Below are 20,607 nucleotides of genomic sequence, written 5' to 3'. Positions count from 1 at the left end.
AGGTGATGACCTTTTGTTCTGGACCTATTTGTTTATAGGCGATGAAAATTCTCAATTTTTTTGAAATGTATAGAAAATTTTGAGAAAAGAAACGCATAAAAAAGTGTAAAATATTATATATATAATGAAAATGGTTTTCTTTTGTGTGAACATAATAAAGTTATTGTTAACTAAAAGAGAAAAGGGGTATGAAAATGGTTAGAACGAAGGTATATACAAAGGAAAAAATCTTAAACGTAGCTGAAAAAATTTTAGTAGATAAAGGTTTTTCTAATTTAACTGCTAGAAATATTGCAGATACTATGGGGATTTCTACGCAGCCAATTTATTTAGAATTTGTCAACATGGACGATTTAAAACGAACCTTAATTAAATCGTTATTTCATCGTATGCAATTATTTTATAAAGCAGATGTCGGTGCCTCAGACCCAGTGATTGCATTGGGTCTGAACTTTATATTATTTGCCCAAAAACATCAAAAAATCTATACGGCGTTATTTATGAAAGCACATGGTTATGAAGAAGAATTGCAGCAAATGCTTCAAACTTTTTTTGAAGAGCGTTTATTATTGGATAAAAAATATGTACAAATGGACAAAGGAAAATTTGTCGAATTATTTCCTAAAATGGTGGTAATCTATTTAGGTTTAGCCACAGCGGTTACAATGAAAACAATTGACTTAACTAAGAATCAAGAAATTCAATTATTAAGTCAATTATTGATAGAAGAGTAGTGTTTTGTTATTTATTCAAAATAAAAAAATACGACATAAGTCTGAGAAAAAACTGGTCGTTGCGCCCGAGGAAGGATTGTTTAAATCTTGCTATACTTTGGAAGAAGTAACAGAGAATAATTACTCGGGAGGATTTATGTGATGAAATTTATTAAATTTTTAGTGGTGACAGCAATTGTTATTGGTGGTGGTTTATTTGGGGCCAAGTTTTACGCAGAGAAGAACTCTGGCGAATTAGCTGGTGTGTTAGATCAATTAAATCCATTGGTTAAAGAAGGAAATGTGTATGTTAAAACAAAGAAAGCCGATAGCGTTAATGGCTATGGAATTGCTAGTTATACGCAAGTAGCCGCAGATGAGGAAGGCAAAACGCGAGAAATAACTTTCACAGCGGACCATGAATTAAAAACAGATCATTATCTAAAAGTCTCAAATAAAGGGGCCCACATCAATACGTATGAAGAGGTCAATCAAGACCAAGTACCAGAAAAGGCATTACAAGCGATTCAAAAATAACAAAAAGTCAGAACGTATCTTCAGCGTACGTTCTGACTTTTTGTTATTTTTTTGCTTCTTGAAGAATATTGATTTTTTCAATTTTAACATCGGTTTTTGGTTTATCGTTGGCACCAACTTCGACTTTGGCAATTTTATCGACAATATCCATTCCTTTGGTTACTTGACCGAAAACAGTATGTTTTTTGTCAAGAGAAGGATAGCCGCCTTTTTTGTAAGCATCAATGATTGCTTTTGGATAATCATCATATAAAAGACCATCAGATTGATCATCTGTATTTTGGACAATAAAGAACTGACTGCCGTTAGTATTAGGTCCTGCATTCGCCATTGATAATGCGCCACGAATGTTATATAACTGGTTTGAAAATTCATCTTCAAATGGTTTATTCCAGATGCTGTTTCCGCCAGTTCCATCACCGCTAGGATCGCCACCTTGGATCATAAAGTTATTGATGACGCGGTGGAAAGTCAAGCCATCATAATAGCCATCTTTGGCATGTTTCATAAAGTTCTCGACAGTTTTTGGAGCCTGTTTAGGAAATAGTTTGATTTCAATATTTCCCATTGAAGTAACCATTTGGACTAAGTCTTGATCTTCGGCAACTTTGTCATTTAGTTGTGGTAAATCTAGTGAATTTAAGTCGACCGAATCCTTTGTTTTACTTTCACTGGATTTAGCGACAGAATCACTCGTTGCGGTCGTGCCTTTATTATTGGTTGTGTTACAGCCTGCTAAAAGCAAGGTGAATGCTGCAACTGAAGCAACAGCAAGCATTTTCTTATGTTTCATCTGTTTTCCTCTTCCTTTCACACTGACAATTAGGTTCTTTTTTATCATAACAAAAGAGAAGATAACAAACCAGTGGAATTTTTATAAGATTTCCTATAGGAAAGGTGTAGACCACTTTTGTTTTTTTTGTTACAATGTAAGCAGATACATTATTATGTTTTACAATTTAGGAGGCAATCACATGGGAAAATTAGGTATTTCAATTTATCCAGAACGTTCAACATTTGAAAAGGACAAAGCATATTTGGATTTGGCTCATAAATACGGCTTTAAGCGTGTCTTTACTAGTTTATTGCAAATCAATGATGATCGGGAAAAGGTATTAGCAGAGTTTAAAAAAGTCGTAGATTACGCCAACCAATTAGGTATGGAAGTGATGGTCGATATTAATCCTGCATTGTTCGAACAATTAGGCATCTCTTATGATGATTTATCATTTTTCCATGATATGGGCGCTTACGGTATTCGTTTAGATCTTGGCTTTACTGGGCAAGAAGAGGCGAATATGACAAGAAACCCTTATGGCATTAAAATTGAAATTAATATGAGTTCAGGGACAAGTTATGTAGATAATATTATGGCCTACTCACCAAACACAGAAAATTTACTAGGCTCACATAATTTCTATCCACATCGTTATACAGGCTTAGGCTATGAGCATTTTGTTTATTGTTCAGAAAAATTTAGAAAATATAATTTAAATACGATGGCGTTTGTGAACTCACACGATGCTACATTTGGACCATGGCCGACACAAGATGGATTATGTTCTTTGGAAGACCACCGCGATTTAGAAATTGCAACGCAAGTTAAGCATTTAGTTTTAACAGGATTAATCGATGATATTTCTGTCGGAAATGCTTATGCCTCAGAAGCAGAATTAGCAGCAATGGCAGAAGCCTTTCATGCACCGTATCCTTCGATCAAAGTGGATACAGAACCAGAAATCACAGAAGATGAAAGAATTGCATTGTTCGATAACTTACACAGTTATCGTGGAGATTGTTCTGATTACGTTTTGCGTTCAACAATGACACGTGTTTACTATAAAGATCGTCCTTTCCCAGCTCATACAACGAGAGATATTGTTCGAGGCGATGTCTTGATTGACAACGTTGGCTATGGACAATACAAAGGGGAAACACAAATTGCTTTAAAAGAAATGAAAAATGATGGCCGTGTAAATGTGGTTGGTCGTATTTCTGATGACGAACGTTTCTTATTAGAATTTTTGAAACCATGGTCAAGTTTTAAACTTATTGAAAATAAATAATTTTTAGTTTCCTATAAATAGATAAGTGGAGCATAGCGTAAAAGGTAATATTTTTGTGCTATGCTTTTTTTGTCGCAACAAAATTGTCTCATTGTAGTGGTAAAGAAAGATGGTTGAATCTTTGAATGGTAGTTGTCAAAAAAAGGGTGACAACTTATAATGAATCATACAGTTTAAATAAAAGGAGTACGTAGATGAATCGATGGTTAAAAATTTTGATTGCGCTTATTGTAGTAATTGCAATTGGTTTAATTGCGGCAGGCTTATATTTTTATAATTATGCAGTAGTTCCAGGAAAGAAAGACTTTATAAATGAGAACACCCCAGGGTCAAAAGTAGTCCAGACACCTGAAGGCGCGTGGTTTAAAGATGACAAAAATCGACAAGAATGGTCAATTACTTCGAAAGATGGGCTACGTCTAAAGGCCATTTATTTACCAGCTGACAAAAAAAGTAATCGTACCGTTATTATGGCGCATGGTTATATGGGTTCGGCAGAAACGATGTCTGTCTTTGCGAAAATGTATCATGATTGGGGCTACAATGTGTTAGCGCCAGATGCGCGTGGTCATGGGAAAAGTCAAGGAGATTATATTGGGTTCGGCTGGCCCGATCGTAAAGATTATGTCCAATGGATTGAGAAAGTTTTAACCGAAAATGGTCAGCAAGAACAAATCACTTTATACGGTGTCAGTATGGGTGCTGCTACAGTCATGATGACGAGCGGGGAAAAATTACCAGATAACGTGAAAGCCATTGTGGAAGATTGTGGCTATTCTACAGTCAATCAGGAGTTGCAATATCAATTGAAAGAGCTTTTCTATTTACCAAGTTTCCCATTAGTTAATGTTACTAGCGGGATTACGAAACTTAGAGCTGGCTATTTCTTTGGGGAAGCAAGCGCTGTTAAGCAATTGCAAAAGAATCATTTACCAATGCTCTTTATTCATGGTGAAAATGATACGTTTGTGCCGTTTAGTATGTTAGACGAAGTTTATAATGCAACCCAAGGACCTAAAGAGAAATATGTCGTGCCTGGAGCAGAGCATGCGAAAGCTTATAATAAAAACCCAGAAAAATATAAGGAAACAGTAGCTGCTTTTCTAGATAAATATATAAAATAACAAATTTATTCTTTACTAATAGTAGCAAAAACAAAAGACTTGTTCTTAAGTTAACGACTTAGTGAACAAGTCTTTTGTTGTCAGTTGATTTTTTTTAATAAGTTGGAATTTACCCATGCAATCTAGGGCATAATCTGATAGGATAGTACTAGAAATGAGGGAAGGATAATGGAAGAACAATTAGTCGATTATTTACACTATTTACAAATAGAGCGGGGCTTATCAAATAACACACGACGGAGTTACGAACGAGATTTAAAAAAATACGTAGCCTTTTTACAAGAACAAGGCTTGCATTCTTGGGACGAAGTTGACCGTTACATGATTACAGAATTTTTGCAATCCCTTCACGAAGAACAGCAAGCTTCAGCAAGTGTGATTCGGATGATTTCTAGTTTGAGAGGATTTCATCAATTTTTACGTCAAGAACGCTTAAGCGAACATAATCCGATGCAACATATTGACTCCCCCAAGAAAGTTCAAAAATTGCCAAGTACATTATCTGTTGACGAAGTGACTCGATTAATTGAAACGCCTGATACAAGTAAACCACTAGGTATGCGGAATCGTGCTATTTTAGAAGTGATGTATGCAACGGGCCTGCGAGTTAGTGAGCTAATTGAAATAAAATTAGGGGATCTGCATTTATCCATTGGTTTATTGCAAACAATCGGAAAAGGGGACAAAGAACGAATTATTCCTTTAGGCGATTATGCGATTCAATGGATTGAGCGCTATATGAACGAAGCCAGACCTCAATTGATTAAAAATCATCCGAATGAAACACACCTATTCGTTAATCATCATGGCGAACCGTTATCTAGACAGGGCATTTGGAAAAATTTAAAACAGATTGTCCGAGAAGCCCAGATAGAGAAAAATATTACCCCGCATACATTACGGCATAGTTTTGCGACACATTTGTTGGAAAATGGCGCAGACCTTAGAATCGTTCAAGAATTATTAGGACATGCAGATATCTCCACGACACAAATTTATACACATATTACCAAACAACGAATGGCAGATGTTTATAAGGAACATTTTCCTCGGGCTTAATTTGCGAGAATGCCCACAAACGAATAAATTTATGGTAAACTAGGAAGTCGAGAAAAGAAAGTAGGTGTCGTTTTTGCAAGAAATTAATTTAAAACTAGATGTCTTTGAAGGACCACTGGATCTTCTACTACATTTAATTCAAAAATTAGAAATCGATATCTATGACATTCCCATTACAGCAGTAACTGAACAATACATGTCTTATATTCATGCGATGCAAACCTTAGAGTTAGAAGTCGCTGGAGAATATCTAGTCATGGCTGCCACCTTAATGGCTATTAAAAGTCAGATGTTGCTTCCAAAACAAGAGCTTGAAATCATTGATGATGAAGATTTTTTTGAAGAGGAAGACCCACGGGAAGCTTTAGTAGCTCAGTTATTGGAGTATCGGAAATTTAAATATGCAGCGACTGTTTTACATGAAAAAGAAGAAGAACGTAAACTCTATTATACAAAAGAACCAATGGATATGGATGATTATAAAGAGGAAGATACAACACTACCGCCTAATCAAATCAATACAATTGATTTATTTCTAGCCTTTCATTCCATGTTAGAAAAGAAAAAAAATCGCCAGCCTGTTGAAACAACTGTTGCCAGTGACGATGTTTCCATCGAAGAAAAAATCTCCGCTATTTCAGAGCGTATGCGTCAAGTACAGAAAGGGAAGGCAGTGTCGTTTGACTCTTTCTTCGATTCTTATTCCAAACAAGAAATTGTGACAACGTTCATGGCTCTTTTAGAATTAATGAAAACGGGCGTGATTTATGCTGAACAAGAAAATAATTATAGTGAAATTTTGTTATTTAATACAGAAACCCAGCAGGAAGATACAACAGAGGTGGAGGAAACACAGTGACATTAGTTAGTCAAATTGAAGCAATTTTATTTGTGGTTGGCGAAGAAGGAATTGGCTTGGAAGAGCTTGCGTACTTATTAGAGAAGTCAACAGCAAAAACCTATGAAGAATTAACGAAATTGAAAGAACATTATGCTTCTGACAATAAATCGGCGTTAAATATTTTAGAAGTCGGCAATCATTTTGTCTTAACAACGAAGAAAAAATATGCCTCATTACTAAAAAAATATGCGCAATCGCCTATGTCGAACGCCTTATCACAAGCGGCGCTAGAAACATTATCCATTATTGCTTATAAGCAACCAATTTCGCGTATTGAAATTGATGAAATTCGTGGCGTACAGACTTCTGGCTCTATCCAAAAGTTAGTTGCCCGTCAGTTGATAGAAGAAAAAGGCCGCGTCGATGGTCCTGGTAGAGCAATTTTGTATGGCACAACGAAGTATTTTATGGATTACTTTGGGTTGAAAAGTTTAGATGAATTACCAGATATCCAACAAATGGAAGATGAATTAGAAGAAGAACTACCAATGGATCTATTTTTTGATCGTTATCAAGAAACGAACCCAATGTCTGAAACAACAGAAGGCGAGGAAGCTTAAACAATGGAAAGATTACAAAAAGCAATTGCTCATGCTGGGGTGACTTCGCGTCGCAAAGCAGAGGAATTAATTGTCAAAGGTCGCGTAAAAGTCAATGGCCAAGTGGTCAAAGAATTAGGAACGCAAGTAAGTAAACAAGATACTGTTGAGGTTGATGGTGTACCAATTTATCAAGAAGAATATGGTTATTATTTATTCTATAAACCAAGAGGGGTTATTTCTGCGGTGTCTGACGATAAAGGCCGTAAAGTAGTAACGGATTATTTTACAGATGTTACTGAGCGAATTTATCCAGTCGGTCGTCTGGATTATGATACTTCTGGGTTGTTACTTTTAACGAATGATGGAAGTTTTTCACAAAAATTAACCCATCCTAAACATGAAGTAGATAAAGTCTACGTAGCAAAAATTAAAGGTGTACCTACTAAACGGGATCTATTGCCATTAGCCAAAGGCATTCGCATTGATGGCAAACGCACAGCACCAGCCAATTTTCAAATTCTTTCAGCGGATATTAAAACAGGTAGCAGTGTCGTGGAATTAACGATTCATGAAGGACGTAATCATCAAGTGAAGAAAATGTTTCAAGCTGTTGGTTTCCCTGTTCAAAAATTAAAACGTGAACGTTACGGTGAGTTGACCTTACAAGGTTTGCGACCAGGACAATATCGTGATTTAACTAAAAAAGAAATCAGTCAATTATTAAATCAAGCTAAATAAGATAAAATGACTCGATCTCTTCGCGCTTATGGCGAAGGGATTGTTTTTTTTTTTTTTGAGAAATGAAACAATCAATGAAATTTAATAAAAAAGCTTAGTTAGTTGCATTCATTGTTCAAATCGGTTACACTAAGTAAGTAAAAAAATATAATACAAGGTTCGTCTTCAGGGGCAGGGTGTAATTCCCGACCGGTGGTTATAGTCCACGACTCGTTTTTAACGATTGAATTGGTGTAATTCCAATACCGACAGTATAGTCTGGATAAAGAAGATAGGGCTTATTTGAGACGCTTTTTCATCAGATAATCCTACTCTATTTTTCCCTGCAGAAAAATAGGGTTTTTTTGTATGACAAAGAAGCGAATCAAAAAGTTCGTTGAAGATGGGTCCTTAATTGGAGGATTTCAGATGAACAACAAGGTACAAAAAATGGTCAGCATTGCAATGTTGGCCGCAATCGGTACAGTATTACAATTTGTGGCATTTCCGATTATGCCGGCGTTTAGTTTTTTGAAAATCGATTTTAGTGATATTCCGATTCTACTCGGAATGTTCTTGTACGGACCGTTAGCAGGAGTAATTACTGCTTTTGTTCGTTCGTTGCTACACCTGTTCTTAACCGGACTAGCACCGCAAAATATGGTGGGAGATTTCGCTAGCTTTTTAGCAAGTAGTATCTTCACCTTGCCAATTTTTTATTTCTTTGGTAAAAAGAAAAATATCCGTACAAATCGGATAATGGGCTTAGTAAGTGGGATCTTAGCCTTGACAATTTTCATGAGTATTGCGAATTATTTTGTCATTACACCCATTTACTTACAATTATATGGTGTGACCACACAACAATTTTTAGGAACATCTTTAGCAAGCTATGTGGCGATTGGTATTGTGCCATTCAACCTTATTAAAGGCCTCTTAGTCAGTGGTGTTTTTCTAGTACTACATGCGAAGTTATTGCCATGGCTATCAAAAAAACAACATACTATTCAGAAAAAAACACCGTTAACAAAATAAATGATAAAAAACCTGCTGTTGAACAATGTTTGACAGTGGTTTTTTAAAATTTACGCCTAAAAGAAAAGAGGTTGTCATAATCTGTCATCATTCTGTTAAAAAATACTAAACCATCTGCATTGTAATTTTAACTTTCCCTTGGTATGATAGAAATCATCAAAGAAAGAGGAGTTTTCCTGAGTGAAAAAGTGTAAAAATTGTCGTCACGTGAATCGTGATACGGAGTCCTTTTGTGAAGAATGCGGCGCTCCGCTAATGAATGAATCAATGCATCAAGAGGAAAACCAAGCACAACCATCAATGAATAAAGGGAACGAATCTACTCCTCTCAGATCAAAAAGAAGCTGGATCTGGGTGTTTCTTTTTGTGTTCATCGTTCTTGGAGCGGGTAGCTATTTTCTCGGGACGCATTATTTTTCTAAGGAACAACAAATTTCTCATTTTATTGAAGCGATTGAGAATGGTGATGCCCAAGAATTAAGTAAAAAAATGAGGACGAACGAGTCTGAATTTCAAGTGAATCCGCAAAGCATTAAGCCTTTAATCACTTATTATCAAAAAAATCCAACTGAGCTAAAAAAATTAGAAAAAGCGCTATTAAAGGATAAAAAGCTACATGGTTTAACTATTCGTGAAACAAGTCAAACAGCATTTTTCTTTCACCGTTATCAATTCATTTTAACGCCTGTTTCTGTTCAGTTAACGACGAATCAGCGAGGTGTGACGCTGGCAATGAACGGGCGGGAAGTGGGCACTTCCGACTCAACCACTTATCAAAAGGAATTGGGACCCTTAGCGCCAGGACAATATACTTTTACAGCCACAGTGAAAGATAGCACCGGCGAACCTGTTATCACAGAAGAGTATCGTTTATTAGAAGAGGAAAATTATATTTCTAGTATACCTTTAGATTTTAAACGAATGAATTTTGTTGTGGAGAGCAATCTGCCAGACGCAGATATTTATATTAATGATTGGAAAGTTGGTACGCTAACGAATGGAAGCAAAACGATTGGCCCTTTGTTCTGGTCCAAAGGGATGACGATTCAACTTAAAAAGACGATTAATGGAGAAGAAATTCAAACATCAAAAGAAACGATTGGTGAAAATGATTTTGTCGAAGCGCTCTCCGATAATCCAACGCTACAATTGAATTTTCCGTTAGCTAGCGACTATGATGCCCGCAAAGCGCTAGAAACCTTTTATCAAGCATTTGCCAAACAAGTGAAAAGTCATACGGATAGTACAGAATTTGCTAAAAAATATCTCGTTGGTGGGGAAAATAATCCTCAATTTCCTTCTTTTATAGAAGCACTTGAACGATTACGTGAAAAGAAATCGACCGATGTTTCACCAGATTTTGAAGTGACCATTAATACGCTACAATTGGATGGTAAAGAAAATTACCATGTCAATTATTATTTAGAAGCCAAAAATTCTAAAGCAAAAGAAAATGGTCTTCGTTATGAATGGATCAATGGCCTAAATGATCAAATTCATTTAGTCAAAGAACCGCTAAAAGAAGGACAATTACAGTTTGTTTCGATAGATGAGCAAACACTTGCTTGGCTCGAAAAAATACTCTAAGCAAAAATGAGTGCTAAATTATTTAGCACTCATTTTTGCTTATTTCTATTGCACGCGTGGGACATTTGCGGTACGCTTTTAACACATTCTCGCGTTCGTTTTCTGGAATAAATTGTTGTCGAGCATGCGGCTCGTCTTTAAAAAGGACAATCCCATGATCATCATAATCAAATATATTGGGCGCATAAACTTGACAAAGTCCACAAGCAATACATTTTTCAGGAACTAAACGTGATTGCATAAACAGTGACACATCCTATCTAAAAGAGGTTTACTATGGAAGCAACTTTTATTTTAGCGTTATTATCTCATGGATACAAGGTACGTGCATCAACTTTGTATCATCTTTTAAAAGGCAAACGGACTAGCTCTGTTTTGATTTATGGTTTTTTATATGATTGTTTACGGTTCATTGGCTGGTGGCCAACGATTTCCGAACAAGCCTATTTTCAATTTCTTGAAAAACTTTCGAAGGCGAAACAAATTCAGTATCACAAAGAGACAAATGAGATTCAACTAACAAAAGAAGGGCAACTATTTTTAAAGGAGCACCATTTTTCGTTGCTGGATTATCCTACAATTGATCTTTATCGTTTTGGCAGAAGTGATCGAGAAAGTTGGCAACTCATTCAATTTGCCGTGCAAGTGACTTCGTATTTATCATTTGAGGAAAAACAGTATATTCCACTTTTATCAACACCGATTCCGCAACTATATTTGAAACGATGGTTACAACAAGACAAGAAAGAGCAGCGCATTCAATCAATCAAAGAAGAACTGTTGCGAGGGTTTGAGTTACTACCTGAAGCAGAAAGCGACTATTTGGTTGCGCAACTTTCTGGTTATCAGCAAACTGGCAAAGTTCCTCAGCAATTAACAAGCCATAAGACAGCTCTTGAACAGCGTTTATGGCATACGCAAGCGGTTCATCATTTACTGCAGTTGATAATGTACGAAGGAAACTATCCTGCTTTACGAACGCTTGTATGGCCGTATCTAGAAAAAAATCTAAACCAAAGTATGCAAGAAACCCAACGATTGTTAACGGAAGGCAAGACGCTTCAAGAAATTGCTGAGCAGCGAAAAATAAAACTGAGTACCATTCATGATCATCTATTAGAGTTGGCTATTCAAGGGCAGCTGCAGGTGTCTGTTTATCTTGAAAAGGAGGCAATACTCCAAAACTTGGCTCAAACAGAACAAGATCCGCGATTGTGGGTGTATCGGGATTGGCGAGCGCAAGAAGATACGCTTTCTTATTTAGATTTCCGGTTATATCAAATCCAACAAATTTGGCAAGAAAAGGAGTGAGTATTGTTGACATTAGAACAAGAATTATTCACTCGATTTGGTTATGCAGCGTTTAAGCCTGGTCAAAAAGAAGTGATTACAAACTTACTTGACGGTATGAATACATTGGCTGTTTTGCCAACAGGCACTGGCAAATCATTGTGTTATCAATTTGTGGGCCAGAAGTTAGAGGGACTAACGGTAATTGTTTCTCCCTTACTTTCGTTAATGGAAGATCAGGTGCGTCAATTACAAAGACAAGGAATTAAAGGTGCGGTTGCCTTAAACAGTACGTTACAGTATTCAGAAAAGCGTTATATTTTAGCGAAAATGTTCCAATACGATTATCTGTTTTTAAGCCCAGAAATGCTTTTGCAGCAAGAAGTACTTAGTGTGTTACAACGCCAAAAAATTGCATTATTTGTGGTGGATGAAGCCCATTGTGTTTATCAGTGGGGCGTCGATTTTCGCCCTGAATATAGTAAATTAGATCTGGTCCAAAAACAGCTAGACTTTCCTTTGACCTTGGCGTTAACTGCCACAGCGACACCCGTTGTACAGCACGCAATTATAAAACAATTATTTTCTCATGGTAGCTATCAAGAAGTTCTTTCTTCAGTGAATCGAAAAAATATTGGCTTGTTCGTGAAGGAAACGTCAGAAAAAGAAGAAGTATTACTAGATTACTTATCTAAAACGGCTGGTAAAATCATTATCTATTGCGCCACGCGCAACAAAACAGAACAAATCAGTCAACTTATTCAGGCGAAAACCAGTTTTAAGGTGGCCTATTATCATGGGGGCTTGGAGGCTAGTGAACGTAGTCGCTTGCAAGAACAATTTATTGATAATCAAATCGATATTCTTTGTGCAACGAATGCTTTTGGGATGGGAATCGACAAACCTGATGTTCGTGGAGTGATTCATTTTGATTTGCCTGATAGCTTAGAAAATTACCTGCAGGAAATCGGGCGAGCTGGACGTGATGGTCAAAAAAGTTGGGCGCTATTATTGTATAAAAAAGGGGATGAATTTATTCATCGGTTTTTCTTAGAAGAGACAAGAGCGAATCGAGCGACCTTAAAATCGCTGATTGAAGGAGAAGAACAAGCAGGTTTGTTAGAAAATGCCACCGAGTTACAACAAAAATGGGTCCAAGGCTATTTAGCCAAGGATTATTCTTTTGAAGAGCTAGAGCATCGTTTAGAGGAGAAAGAAAAAGATCGCCAAGCACAATTAAGAGGGATGCTGACGTATATTGAAACCACAACCTGTCGAAGAACGTTGATTCAAACTTATTTTCAAGAACCGATTGTAAAACAATCACCGGAAACTTGTTGTGATAATTGTGCGTTATTCTTTGACATTTACCAAGATTCAATAGTAAAATCGAACAAGACCAGCAATCAAAATGAAGAAGATTGGCGTTCTAAATTTCTAAAATTATTTAAAGAACGTGATTAATTCATTTTTTTAGTCGGCAGTTGGCAAAAGCTATGATATAATAACAAGCGAGAGAAGTTTAGGAGGAAATTAGCAGTGAGTAAAAAGGACAAAAAGAAAAACCAAGCTCGTGAGCCATGGGAACAATCAATTTATGAACCTGATCAAAATGGTGGTGGTTCTCGTTTAGCAAAACGCCAACAGCAACGAGGAAATTCATTATTTCTAACTGTTTTAGTTATTTTGCTATTATTAATTATTGCCATTCCAATTGGGACTTTCTTATGGATGATGCAAGACAAGAAACCGAACGAAAGTGCTAGCAAAAATAGCCAGCCATCTTCTTCATTAGTCCAATCATCATCAAAAGAGAAGAAAAAAGAAAGTACGTCAAAATCAGTGGAAAGCTCAGAACCAGCAAGTAGCCAACCAGCTGAAAATACAACACCTTCAAGTTCAGATGCTGCTGCACAGCAACAACAGGACCAACAAGCACAACAACAACAGCAACAGCAACAACAAGAGCAGCAACAACAACAAGAAGCTCAAAATCAACAACAGCAACAAGCGCAGAACCAACAACCTGTTTATGATACCGTTCAAAGTGGCGAAGGGGCACGTCAAGTTGCCGAACGTAACGGAATGACATTAGAACAAATTTTAGCGTTAAATCCTGGGATTGATACATCTGTGTTTTATCCAGGACAACCATTACGTATTAAATAATCCAGAAAAAGAGGTTTGGACAGCACTTTCAAGGGCTAAACCGCGACGAATGATTACATGAGAATGCCAATAAGCAGAAATTTCCGAAAGATGGTTTGCGTCTTTCGAGGGATTTCGGCTTATTGCTTTTTCGTTAGAGACTCGTCATCAATTTAAATCCAAGTTCTTTTCTTCTGATTTTAATATAAAAGAAGAAGCGCATTTTAAAGGATGCATATCAGTTAAGGAGTTTTTTCATGGGGAAAATCAGTATTGCTATTGACGGACCAGCTTCGTCAGGCAAAAGTACAGTTGCAAAAATTTTAGCAAAACAATTGAATTATGTGTATTGTGACACGGGGGCCATGTACCGAGCGATTACGTATTTGGCCTTGCAAAATCAAATCGACATTCAAGCGGAAGAACCATTAGTAGCGCTTTGTGTCAACCACACTATTTCTTTTCAGCAAGCAGAAAATGGCCAACGTGTTTTTATCGATGGTCATGAAGTGACCGAAGCGATTCGCCAGCCAGATGTAACGAATGCTGTTTCAGCTGTTTCAAAACATGCAAAAGTTAGAGAAGAAATGGTGGCGTTACAACAGAAAATTGGTCAAGCCGGCGGAGTTGTCATGGATGGTCGAGATATTGGTACTGCAGTTTTACCAAAGGCCGAAGTAAAGATATTCTTGGTGGCTAGCGTTGAAGAACGTGCAGAACGTCGTTTTAAAGAAAATCAAGAAAAAGGGATTGAGACGGATTTTGAAACCTTGAAGGCGGAGATTGAACGTCGGGATTATTTAGATTCAACCAGAGAAGTATCACCCCTTGTCCAAGCAAGTGATGCTGTGAAAATCGATACAACAGGCTTGACGATTGAAGAAGTCGTCGCCGCCATACAAAATGTGATTAAACAAAAAGGTTTTGAACTTTTTTAAAGAATTTTAAGAAAAATAGAAGAAATCGCTTTATTTTTTTACAAAAATCTCGTACTATGTAAGTATATATAGCTAAGTTTTGGAATTTTTGTTGGCATAGGAGGATAAGAGGCATGACAGATTTTGAAGACAAACAAGTAGCAAACAACGAAACAATGGAAGATGCAATGAACAGCGTTCAAGAAGTCAGTGTTGGCGATATTGTTAAAGGCGAAGTTTTAGCCATTGAAGACAAACAAGTTGTTGTCGGCATTGAAGGAGCGGGCGTTGAAGGCGTTGTTCCTGCAAAGGAATTATCGACTTTACCAGTTGAAGATGTACACGAACTTGTGAAAGTCGGTGATGTGTTAGATTTAGTTGTTATCACATCAATTGGCAAAGATAAAGAAAACGGCAGTTATTTACTGTCAAAACGCCGTTTAGATGCTAAAAAAGTTTGGGAAGAAATTGAACAAGATTTCCAAGCGGGCAAAGTAATCGAAGCACCTGTTACAAATGTTGTTAAAGGTGGTTTGGTTGTTGATGTTGGTGTTCGCGGATTTGTTCCTGCCTCAATGGTTGAAGATCATTTTGTTGCAGATTTTTCTGAATATAAAGGTCAAACACTAGCATTTAAAATTATTGAAATCGAACCTTCAGAAAACCGCTTAATTCTTTCACATAAAGCAGTTGTTGAAGCTGAAAAAGAATCGAAAAAAGAAGAATTACTTTCTTCTTTACATGACGGAGACGTTGTTGAAGGGAAAGTAGCTCGTTTAACAGATTTCGGCGCATTCATTGATTTAGGTGGCGTGGATGGTTTAGTTCATGTTTCTGAAATTGCTCATCAGCATGTGGGCAAACCAAGTGATGCGTTAACTGTTGGCGAAGACGTTCAAGTAAAAATTCTTTCAATTAATCCAGAAGAAGGACGTATTTCTTTATCTATTAAAGAAACATTGCCTGGACCATGGACAGATATCGAAACAAAAGCAGCCGCTGGGACTGTTTTAGATGGAACAGTAAAACGCCTAACAAGCTTCGGTGCGTTTGTGGAAGTTTTCCCTGGTGTGGAAGGATTAGTGCATATTTCTCAAATTTCTCACAAGCATATTGCAACGCCTCATGAAGTTCTTCATGAAGGGGATCAAGTACAAGTGAAAGTTTTAGAAGTTAATCCAGAGGAACATCGTATTGCTTTAAGTATCAAAGCGTTAGAACCAAAACCTGAGTCTCAAGAAGAACCAAAAGAAGAACAGGAATATGAATTGCCTGAAGAAAATACTGGCTTTACCATGGGCGATATTTTAGGTGACGCTTTATCTGATGCGAAAGAAGAGGAATAACACGTTACTTTCTTGAAATTTATGAGTTTGACATAGCCGTAAACAGATCGGCTATGTCAAACTCATTTTTTCTTGAATTGGTTAGAAAATCAGCAGAAACTAAAACTTTTCTTGCACTTTAAGGTTTGATTAGGTAAACTAGTAAGGATTGAAATTCTCAAGGAGGGAATCAAATGGCAAATCCAACTATTGCGATTGTCGGTAGACCGAATGTCGGTAAATCGACTATTTTTAACCGCATTGCCGGTGAGCGTATCTCGATTGTAGAAGATACTCCCGGCGTAACACGCGACCGTATTTATACAACTGGAGAATGGTTAGGGCGTGAATTTAGTATTATTGATACAGGTGGGATTGATTTAGGTGACGAACCATTTATGGATCAAATCAAACACCAAGCAGAAATTGCGATTGATGAAGCAGATGTGATTATCTTTGTTGCTAGTGGCCGTGAAGGAATTACTGATGCAGATGAGTTAGTAGCAAAAATTTTATATCGTAGTAATAAACCAGTGATCTTAGCTGTTAATAAAGTTGACAATCCTGAAATGCGTAATGATATTTATGAATTTTATGCTTTAGGACTAGGGGATCCTTTCCCAGTTTCTGGTAGTCATGGTTTAGGCATTGGCGATGTGTTAGACGAAGCAGTTAAACATTTTCCTAACACTTCAGAAGAAGAGGACGAAGATACAATTAAATTTAGTTTAATCGGGCGTCCAAATGTCGGTAAATCATCATTGATTAATGCTATTCTTGGTGAAGATCGTGTGATTGTTTCAGATATTGAAGGAACAACGCGAGATGCAATCGATACGTATTTTGAATCTGAAGAAGGTCAAAAGTTCTTAATGATTGATACGGCTGGTATGCGTAAACGTGGGAAAGTATACGAATCAACTGAAAAATATAGCGTCATGCGCGCAATGCGGGCGATTGAACGCTCAGACATTGTTTTAATGGTCTTGAATGCAGAAGAAGGTATTCGTGAGCAAGACAAGCGTGTGGCGGGCTATGCCCATGAAGCAGGTCGCGGTATTATTATCGTGGTCAACAAATGGGATACAGTCAAAAAAGATACAAATACAATGCGTGATTTTGAAGCTGAAATTCGTGATGAATTCCAATATTTAGATTATGCACCCATTATTTTTGTGTCTGCATTAACCAAACAACGTTTAAACAAACTGCCTGAACTAATTGAAACAGTAAGTATGAATCAAAACTTACGGATTCCTTCAGCGTTGTTAAATGACGTTGTAATGGATGCTGTAGCAATTAATCCAACACCAACCGATAAAGGAAAACGTTTGAAGATTTTTTATGCAACACAAGTGGCAGTCAAACCACCTACATTTGTTATTTTTGTCAACGAAGAGGAACTAATGCACTTTTCTTATGCCCGGTTTTTAGAAAATCAAATCAGAAAAGCATTTACGTTTGAAGGTACACCGATTAAAATCATTCCGCGACGCCGAAAATAGTGCATTCTACCATACTTTTTTTAGATATTCAAATAAATTTATCAACTTTGAGAAAAAATGATTATTTTTTGAAAAAACTGGTTAAAATACACTAAAAACCTTGCTATTACAACTTTCTTATGCTATCTTGTTAACAGAATATTGAACCAGATCAATATTTGCTGTCTGTTTTTGGACCACTCAAAAATAGACGGAACTTTAGGTGTGTAAAAACATCGTATCTCTTATAGAGGAGGTGAAATGATCCATGGCAAATAAAGCAGAATTAATCGAAAACGTTGCATCTTCAACTGGTTTAACTAAAAAAGATGCTACTGCAGCAGTAGACGCTGTCTTTTCAACAATTCAAGAAACTCTTGCTAAAGGTGAAAAAGTTCAATTAATCGGTTTTGGTAACTTTGAAGTTCGCGAACGCGCAGCTCGTAAAGGACGTAACCCACAAACTGGACAAGAAATTCAAATCGCTGCAAGCAAAGTACCTGCATTCAAACCAGGTAAAGCATTGAAAGATGCAGTGAAATAAGACAGACAATTAGAACCCTTGGTTTCCAAGGGTTCTTTTTTGAATCATACATAAAAAATGTTATTTTAAGAGGTGGTCGAAACAGCACGCTAAAAGGTTAAATTGTGACGAACCTTGGGTGAGAAAAACGTGCTTCGCTCCGAGAATCAAGCGGGAACGGTTCGACACTCGCTCCTTGCTTTTTTGATAAAAAGAGAAAGATTTATGAATGAAGGACAAAAATAAGTTGTTGCCAGTAGCTGTTTTTTAGTGGTTATGCTAGACTTGGGGTGAAGGAAGAGGAAACAGTCTTAAGGTGGTGAATCAATGAAATACAACTATTCTAGAGGGGAAAACAAGGTCGCTATTATTTATGGAGAAACATTTGCTTCCGTCCTAAAAAAACGACCAGTAACGACGGAGTCAATCGTTGTTTTGGCGAATCAGCGTTACTATGATCTTTTTTCGGAGAAGATTAATTATGCCTTTGGGGAACAGTTGGGATTAAACTGGTATATTTGTCGCAATGATGTTCATTGCAATGACTTATCAGAATTAGAAAGTGTGTTACGTTTCTTAGCTGATTGGCCAGAAAATCAGGATGTTTTATTGATTGGTTTGGGTAATGAAGGGGTACTACAATTAACCGCATTTCTGCACCAAGTAAGTAAGTAAGTGTTCCTCCAAATGTTGGCTGATGCCTGTGTCTGTTCAAGCGTTACGGCAAGGACTTTTACCAAGTGTCACAATTCAGCAAGCACAGCATGCAACTATGCATATAGAAAATCATTCAGAAGAAATTTTGTTTGATAGTACCTTGACCAATAAAAAAGGTGCTGCCCCTTTAATTGATTTGCTCGTTTTTATTCGAGCGGGTCTTGTCTGTGATTATACTTATTTACAAATGCTATACCAAACGTATCCAGATAAAAAACGGTTGAATCAAACGTCATTTAATGGTATTTTAGACGAGTTGTTATCTTTGTATGAACAAGCAGGGGAAAAAGTGGATCAATTTGGCCGAGTTTTTGAAGTGGCCTTTGCTACAACCGAAAATGGCCATTTGTTATCAGGTCCCATGAAACGATTATTAGGATTGTTGTTACAAGTTTTATGGAGCCAGCAAGTCAATCACTTTGATTTTCAATTTAAAAATTTTATCGTTTGGTTTATTCGCTTAGGTTTTCCGGTGGCGTTTCCAAAAGAAATTTTAAGTGCTGATTACGCAGAACAAGTTTTGCTTCACACAGAAACACTAGGTCCTCCTATGGTGTTGGAAAAAATCGGTCAACTAGGAGCAGCTTTAAAGCCAACGCCCGATCAACTGTTAACAACGATTGAAAGATACCAAGAAATTTTAAAAGAGATTTGAGGGGAAATTATGTCATATAGTGAAAAAATGGTTCAAGCATTACAAGCTGAAAATTTAGCAGAAGCACAGTTGATGTTTGAAGAAGCATTAAAGAAAGATGATGAAAATACCTTAGCTGATTTAGGGGAAACGTTATTATCTTTAGGTTTTCTAGAAGAAGCCAAACAAATTTTCCAACAGTTGTTGGAACAATTTCCCGATGCAGATGGCTTAAACATTCCATTAGCAGAAATCGCCATTGAAAATAATGAAATAGATGACGCATTCATCTATTTAGAAAAAATTCCAGAAACTAGTGACAGTTATGTCCAAAGCCTCTTAGTTACTGCGGATTTGTACCAAGTTTTAGGGATTCCAGAAGTCAGTGAAGCGAAATTAAAAGAAGCAGCCAATCTTATGCCAGAAGAGCCGTTAATTCAATTTGCTTTGGGAGAACTATACTTTACAAATGGTCAATTTGTCGAGGCTATCACTCGTTATCAAAGCATTGTAGAAAGTGGGACAGCGCAAATCTCTGCTATTTCCTTGAATGAACGCTTAGGGAGTAGTTACAGCATGTTAGGTGATTTTGAAGAAGCAGTTCCTTATTTGGAAGCCGCAGTCAAAGAAGAACAAACAGATGATCGTTTATTCCAGTTAGCTTTCACTTATTTACAGTTACATGAGAATCAAAAAGCCATTGCATTGTTCCAGCAATTAAAAACACTAAACCCACATTATCAATCACTTTATCTATATTTAGCGGAAGCGCTCCAAGAAGAAGAGCAATTAGAGGAAGCAAAAGCGGTGATCGAAGAAGGAATTGCGGAAAACCCATTCCAAGTAGAGTTATACCAATTTGCCTCTGAAAATGCCTATCGCTTACACGATATTGCTGGTGCTGAAAACTGGTTGTTAAAAGCTTTGGAATTAGGTGAGAAAACAGATGAAAGTCGTTTGACCTTAAGTAATCTCTACATCACGGAAGAGCGTTTTGAGGAAGTAATTACTATTTTAAATGATTTAGAGGAAACGGATCATCCTTATGCTGAATGGAACTTAGCAAAAGCGTACAACGAATTAGAAGACTTTGCCGTCGCTAAAGTTCATTACGAACAAGCAGCGCAAGAATTGTCTCACGAACCAGAGTTTCTAAAAGAATACGCATTGTTCTTACGAGAAGAAGGCGAACTTGAAAAAGCAAAACACTTGTTGCACCATTATTTGGAACATGAACCTGGTGATGTCGACATGCAATCTGTGCTAGCAGATATGGAAGAAAGATAGG

At 36.9% G+C, this 20,607-nt stretch carries 20 protein-coding genes, 1 pseudogene and 1 riboswitch; of the genes and pseudogenes, 19 read left to right on the top strand and 2 right to left on the bottom strand.

The genetic code is table 11. The features are described 5' to 3' along the window. Window positions 1-188: 188 nt before the first annotated feature. Complete coding sequence (locus tag IGK86_RS08110) at window positions 189-734, top strand: TetR/AcrR family transcriptional regulator (RefSeq protein ID WP_002360361.1); 546 nt, start codon at window positions 189-191, stop codon at window positions 732-734. Between the two features lie 141 nt (window positions 735-875). Further along, complete coding sequence (locus IGK86_RS08105; RefSeq protein ID WP_002357632.1) at window positions 876-1,250, top strand: YxeA family protein; 375 nt, start codon at window positions 876-878, stop codon at window positions 1,248-1,250. Window positions 1,251-1,293: 43 nt separating this feature from the next. Here the strand turns inward: IGK86_RS08105 and IGK86_RS08100 are convergent, their stop codons facing one another. Beyond that, entirely contained in the window at window positions 1,294-2,043 is a 750-nt protein-coding gene (locus tag IGK86_RS08100; protein ID WP_010823672.1) for a peptidylprolyl isomerase, read from the bottom strand. A gap of 181 nt (window positions 2,044-2,224) precedes the next feature. On the opposite strand from IGK86_RS08100, the gene IGK86_RS08095 reads away from it, so the two are divergent. From IGK86_RS08095 to IGK86_RS08060, 8 genes are all read left to right on the top strand, one after another. Next, window positions 2,225-3,316 (top strand): DUF871 domain-containing protein, encoded by a 1,092-nt coding sequence (locus IGK86_RS08095; RefSeq protein WP_425133849.1) that lies wholly within the window; start codon window positions 2,225-2,227, stop codon window positions 3,314-3,316. Window positions 3,317-3,510: 194 nt separating this feature from the next. Next, window positions 3,511-4,440, top strand: a complete 930-nt coding sequence (locus IGK86_RS08090) for an alpha/beta hydrolase (RefSeq protein WP_010828788.1) — start codon at window positions 3,511-3,513, stop codon at window positions 4,438-4,440. A 168-nt stretch (window positions 4,441-4,608) separates the two neighbouring features. Next, window positions 4,609-5,499, top strand: coding sequence for a site-specific tyrosine recombinase XerD (gene xerD, locus IGK86_RS08085; RefSeq protein ID WP_002360354.1), 891 nt, complete (start codon window positions 4,609-4,611; stop codon window positions 5,497-5,499). Between the two features lie 64 nt (window positions 5,500-5,563). Further along, window positions 5,564-6,358: a segregation/condensation protein A gene (locus tag IGK86_RS08080; RefSeq protein ID WP_002384532.1), complete on the top strand. Its 795-nt coding sequence runs from the start codon at window positions 5,564-5,566 to the stop codon at window positions 6,356-6,358. Further along, window positions 6,355-6,960, top strand: a complete 606-nt coding sequence (scpB, locus tag IGK86_RS08075) for an SMC-Scp complex subunit ScpB (RefSeq protein WP_002357625.1) — start codon at window positions 6,355-6,357, stop codon at window positions 6,958-6,960. The genes IGK86_RS08080 and scpB overlap by 4 nt, the downstream gene beginning before the upstream one ends. Window positions 6,961-6,963: 3 nt before the next feature. Continuing rightward, window positions 6,964-7,680, top strand: coding sequence for a pseudouridine synthase (locus IGK86_RS08070; RefSeq protein ID WP_002357624.1), 717 nt, complete (start codon window positions 6,964-6,966; stop codon window positions 7,678-7,680). A 157-nt stretch (window positions 7,681-7,837) separates the two neighbouring features. Then, a riboswitch (FMN riboswitch) is annotated at window positions 7,838-7,957 on the top strand. Between the two features lie 71 nt (window positions 7,958-8,028). Then, on the top strand, window positions 8,029-8,694 hold the full coding sequence (locus IGK86_RS08065; RefSeq protein ID WP_016616373.1) for an ECF transporter S component: 666 nt from the start codon (window positions 8,029-8,031) through the stop codon (window positions 8,692-8,694). 255 nt (window positions 8,695-8,949) lie between these two features. Next, window positions 8,950-10,281 carry a zinc ribbon domain-containing protein gene (locus IGK86_RS08060; RefSeq protein WP_016617307.1) on the top strand — a complete coding sequence of 444 codons (1,332 nt, stop codon included), beginning with the start codon at window positions 8,950-8,952 and terminating at the stop codon, window positions 10,279-10,281. 22 nt (window positions 10,282-10,303) lie between these two features. On the opposite strand, the gene IGK86_RS08055 is transcribed toward IGK86_RS08060, so the two are convergent. Continuing rightward, on the bottom strand, window positions 10,304-10,522 hold the full coding sequence (locus IGK86_RS08055) for a ferredoxin (RefSeq protein WP_002357617.1): 219 nt from the start codon (window positions 10,520-10,522) through the stop codon (window positions 10,304-10,306). Window positions 10,523-10,557: 35 nt separating this feature from the next. On the opposite strand from IGK86_RS08055, the gene IGK86_RS08050 reads away from it, so the two are divergent. The 9 genes and pseudogenes from IGK86_RS08050 to IGK86_RS08010 all read left to right on the top strand — a co-directional run bounded on the left by IGK86_RS08050 (window position 10,558) and on the right by IGK86_RS08010 (window position 20,606). Beyond that, on the top strand, window positions 10,558-11,592 hold the full coding sequence (locus IGK86_RS08050; protein ID WP_016617308.1) for a helix-turn-helix domain-containing protein: 1,035 nt from the start codon (window positions 10,558-10,560) through the stop codon (window positions 11,590-11,592). Window positions 11,593-11,598: 6 nt separating this feature from the next. Beyond that, complete coding sequence (locus IGK86_RS08045; RefSeq protein ID WP_010709419.1) at window positions 11,599-13,035, top strand: RecQ family ATP-dependent DNA helicase; 1,437 nt, start codon at window positions 11,599-11,601, stop codon at window positions 13,033-13,035. 75 nt (window positions 13,036-13,110) lie between these two features. Further along, complete coding sequence (locus IGK86_RS08040) at window positions 13,111-13,740, top strand: LysM peptidoglycan-binding domain-containing protein (protein WP_002369411.1); 630 nt, start codon at window positions 13,111-13,113, stop codon at window positions 13,738-13,740. Between the two features lie 236 nt (window positions 13,741-13,976). Beyond that, the gene (gene cmk / locus IGK86_RS08035; RefSeq protein ID WP_002357612.1) at window positions 13,977-14,657 is read left to right on the top strand and encodes a (d)CMP kinase; all 681 of its coding nucleotides are present in this window, start codon (window positions 13,977-13,979) and stop codon (window positions 14,655-14,657) included. Between the two features lie 113 nt (window positions 14,658-14,770). Continuing rightward, window positions 14,771-15,982, top strand: coding sequence for a 30S ribosomal protein S1 (gene rpsA, locus IGK86_RS08030; RefSeq protein WP_002360341.1), 1,212 nt, complete (start codon window positions 14,771-14,773; stop codon window positions 15,980-15,982). A 173-nt stretch (window positions 15,983-16,155) separates the two neighbouring features. After that, complete coding sequence (gene der / locus IGK86_RS08025) at window positions 16,156-17,466, top strand: ribosome biogenesis GTPase Der (RefSeq protein ID WP_002357608.1); 1,311 nt, start codon at window positions 16,156-16,158, stop codon at window positions 17,464-17,466. A 247-nt stretch (window positions 17,467-17,713) separates the two neighbouring features. Next, complete coding sequence (locus IGK86_RS08020; RefSeq protein WP_002357604.1) at window positions 17,714-17,989, top strand: HU family DNA-binding protein; 276 nt, start codon at window positions 17,714-17,716, stop codon at window positions 17,987-17,989. A gap of 306 nt (window positions 17,990-18,295) precedes the next feature. Continuing rightward, window positions 18,296-19,340, top strand: a pseudogene (locus IGK86_RS08015) (hypothetical protein). A 9-nt stretch (window positions 19,341-19,349) separates the two neighbouring features. After that, a complete protein-coding gene (locus IGK86_RS08010) occupies window positions 19,350-20,606 on the top strand; it encodes a tetratricopeptide repeat protein (RefSeq protein WP_002377424.1) in 1,257 nt (418 codons plus the stop codon). Window position 20,607: the final 1 nt, after the last annotated feature.

The organism is Enterococcus sp. DIV1206 (genome assembly GCF_051712485.1).
Taxonomy (GTDB): Bacteria; Bacillota; Bacilli; order Lactobacillales; family Enterococcaceae; genus Enterococcus; species Enterococcus faecalis.
This window is presented reverse-complemented; position numbering and strand designations above follow the sequence as displayed.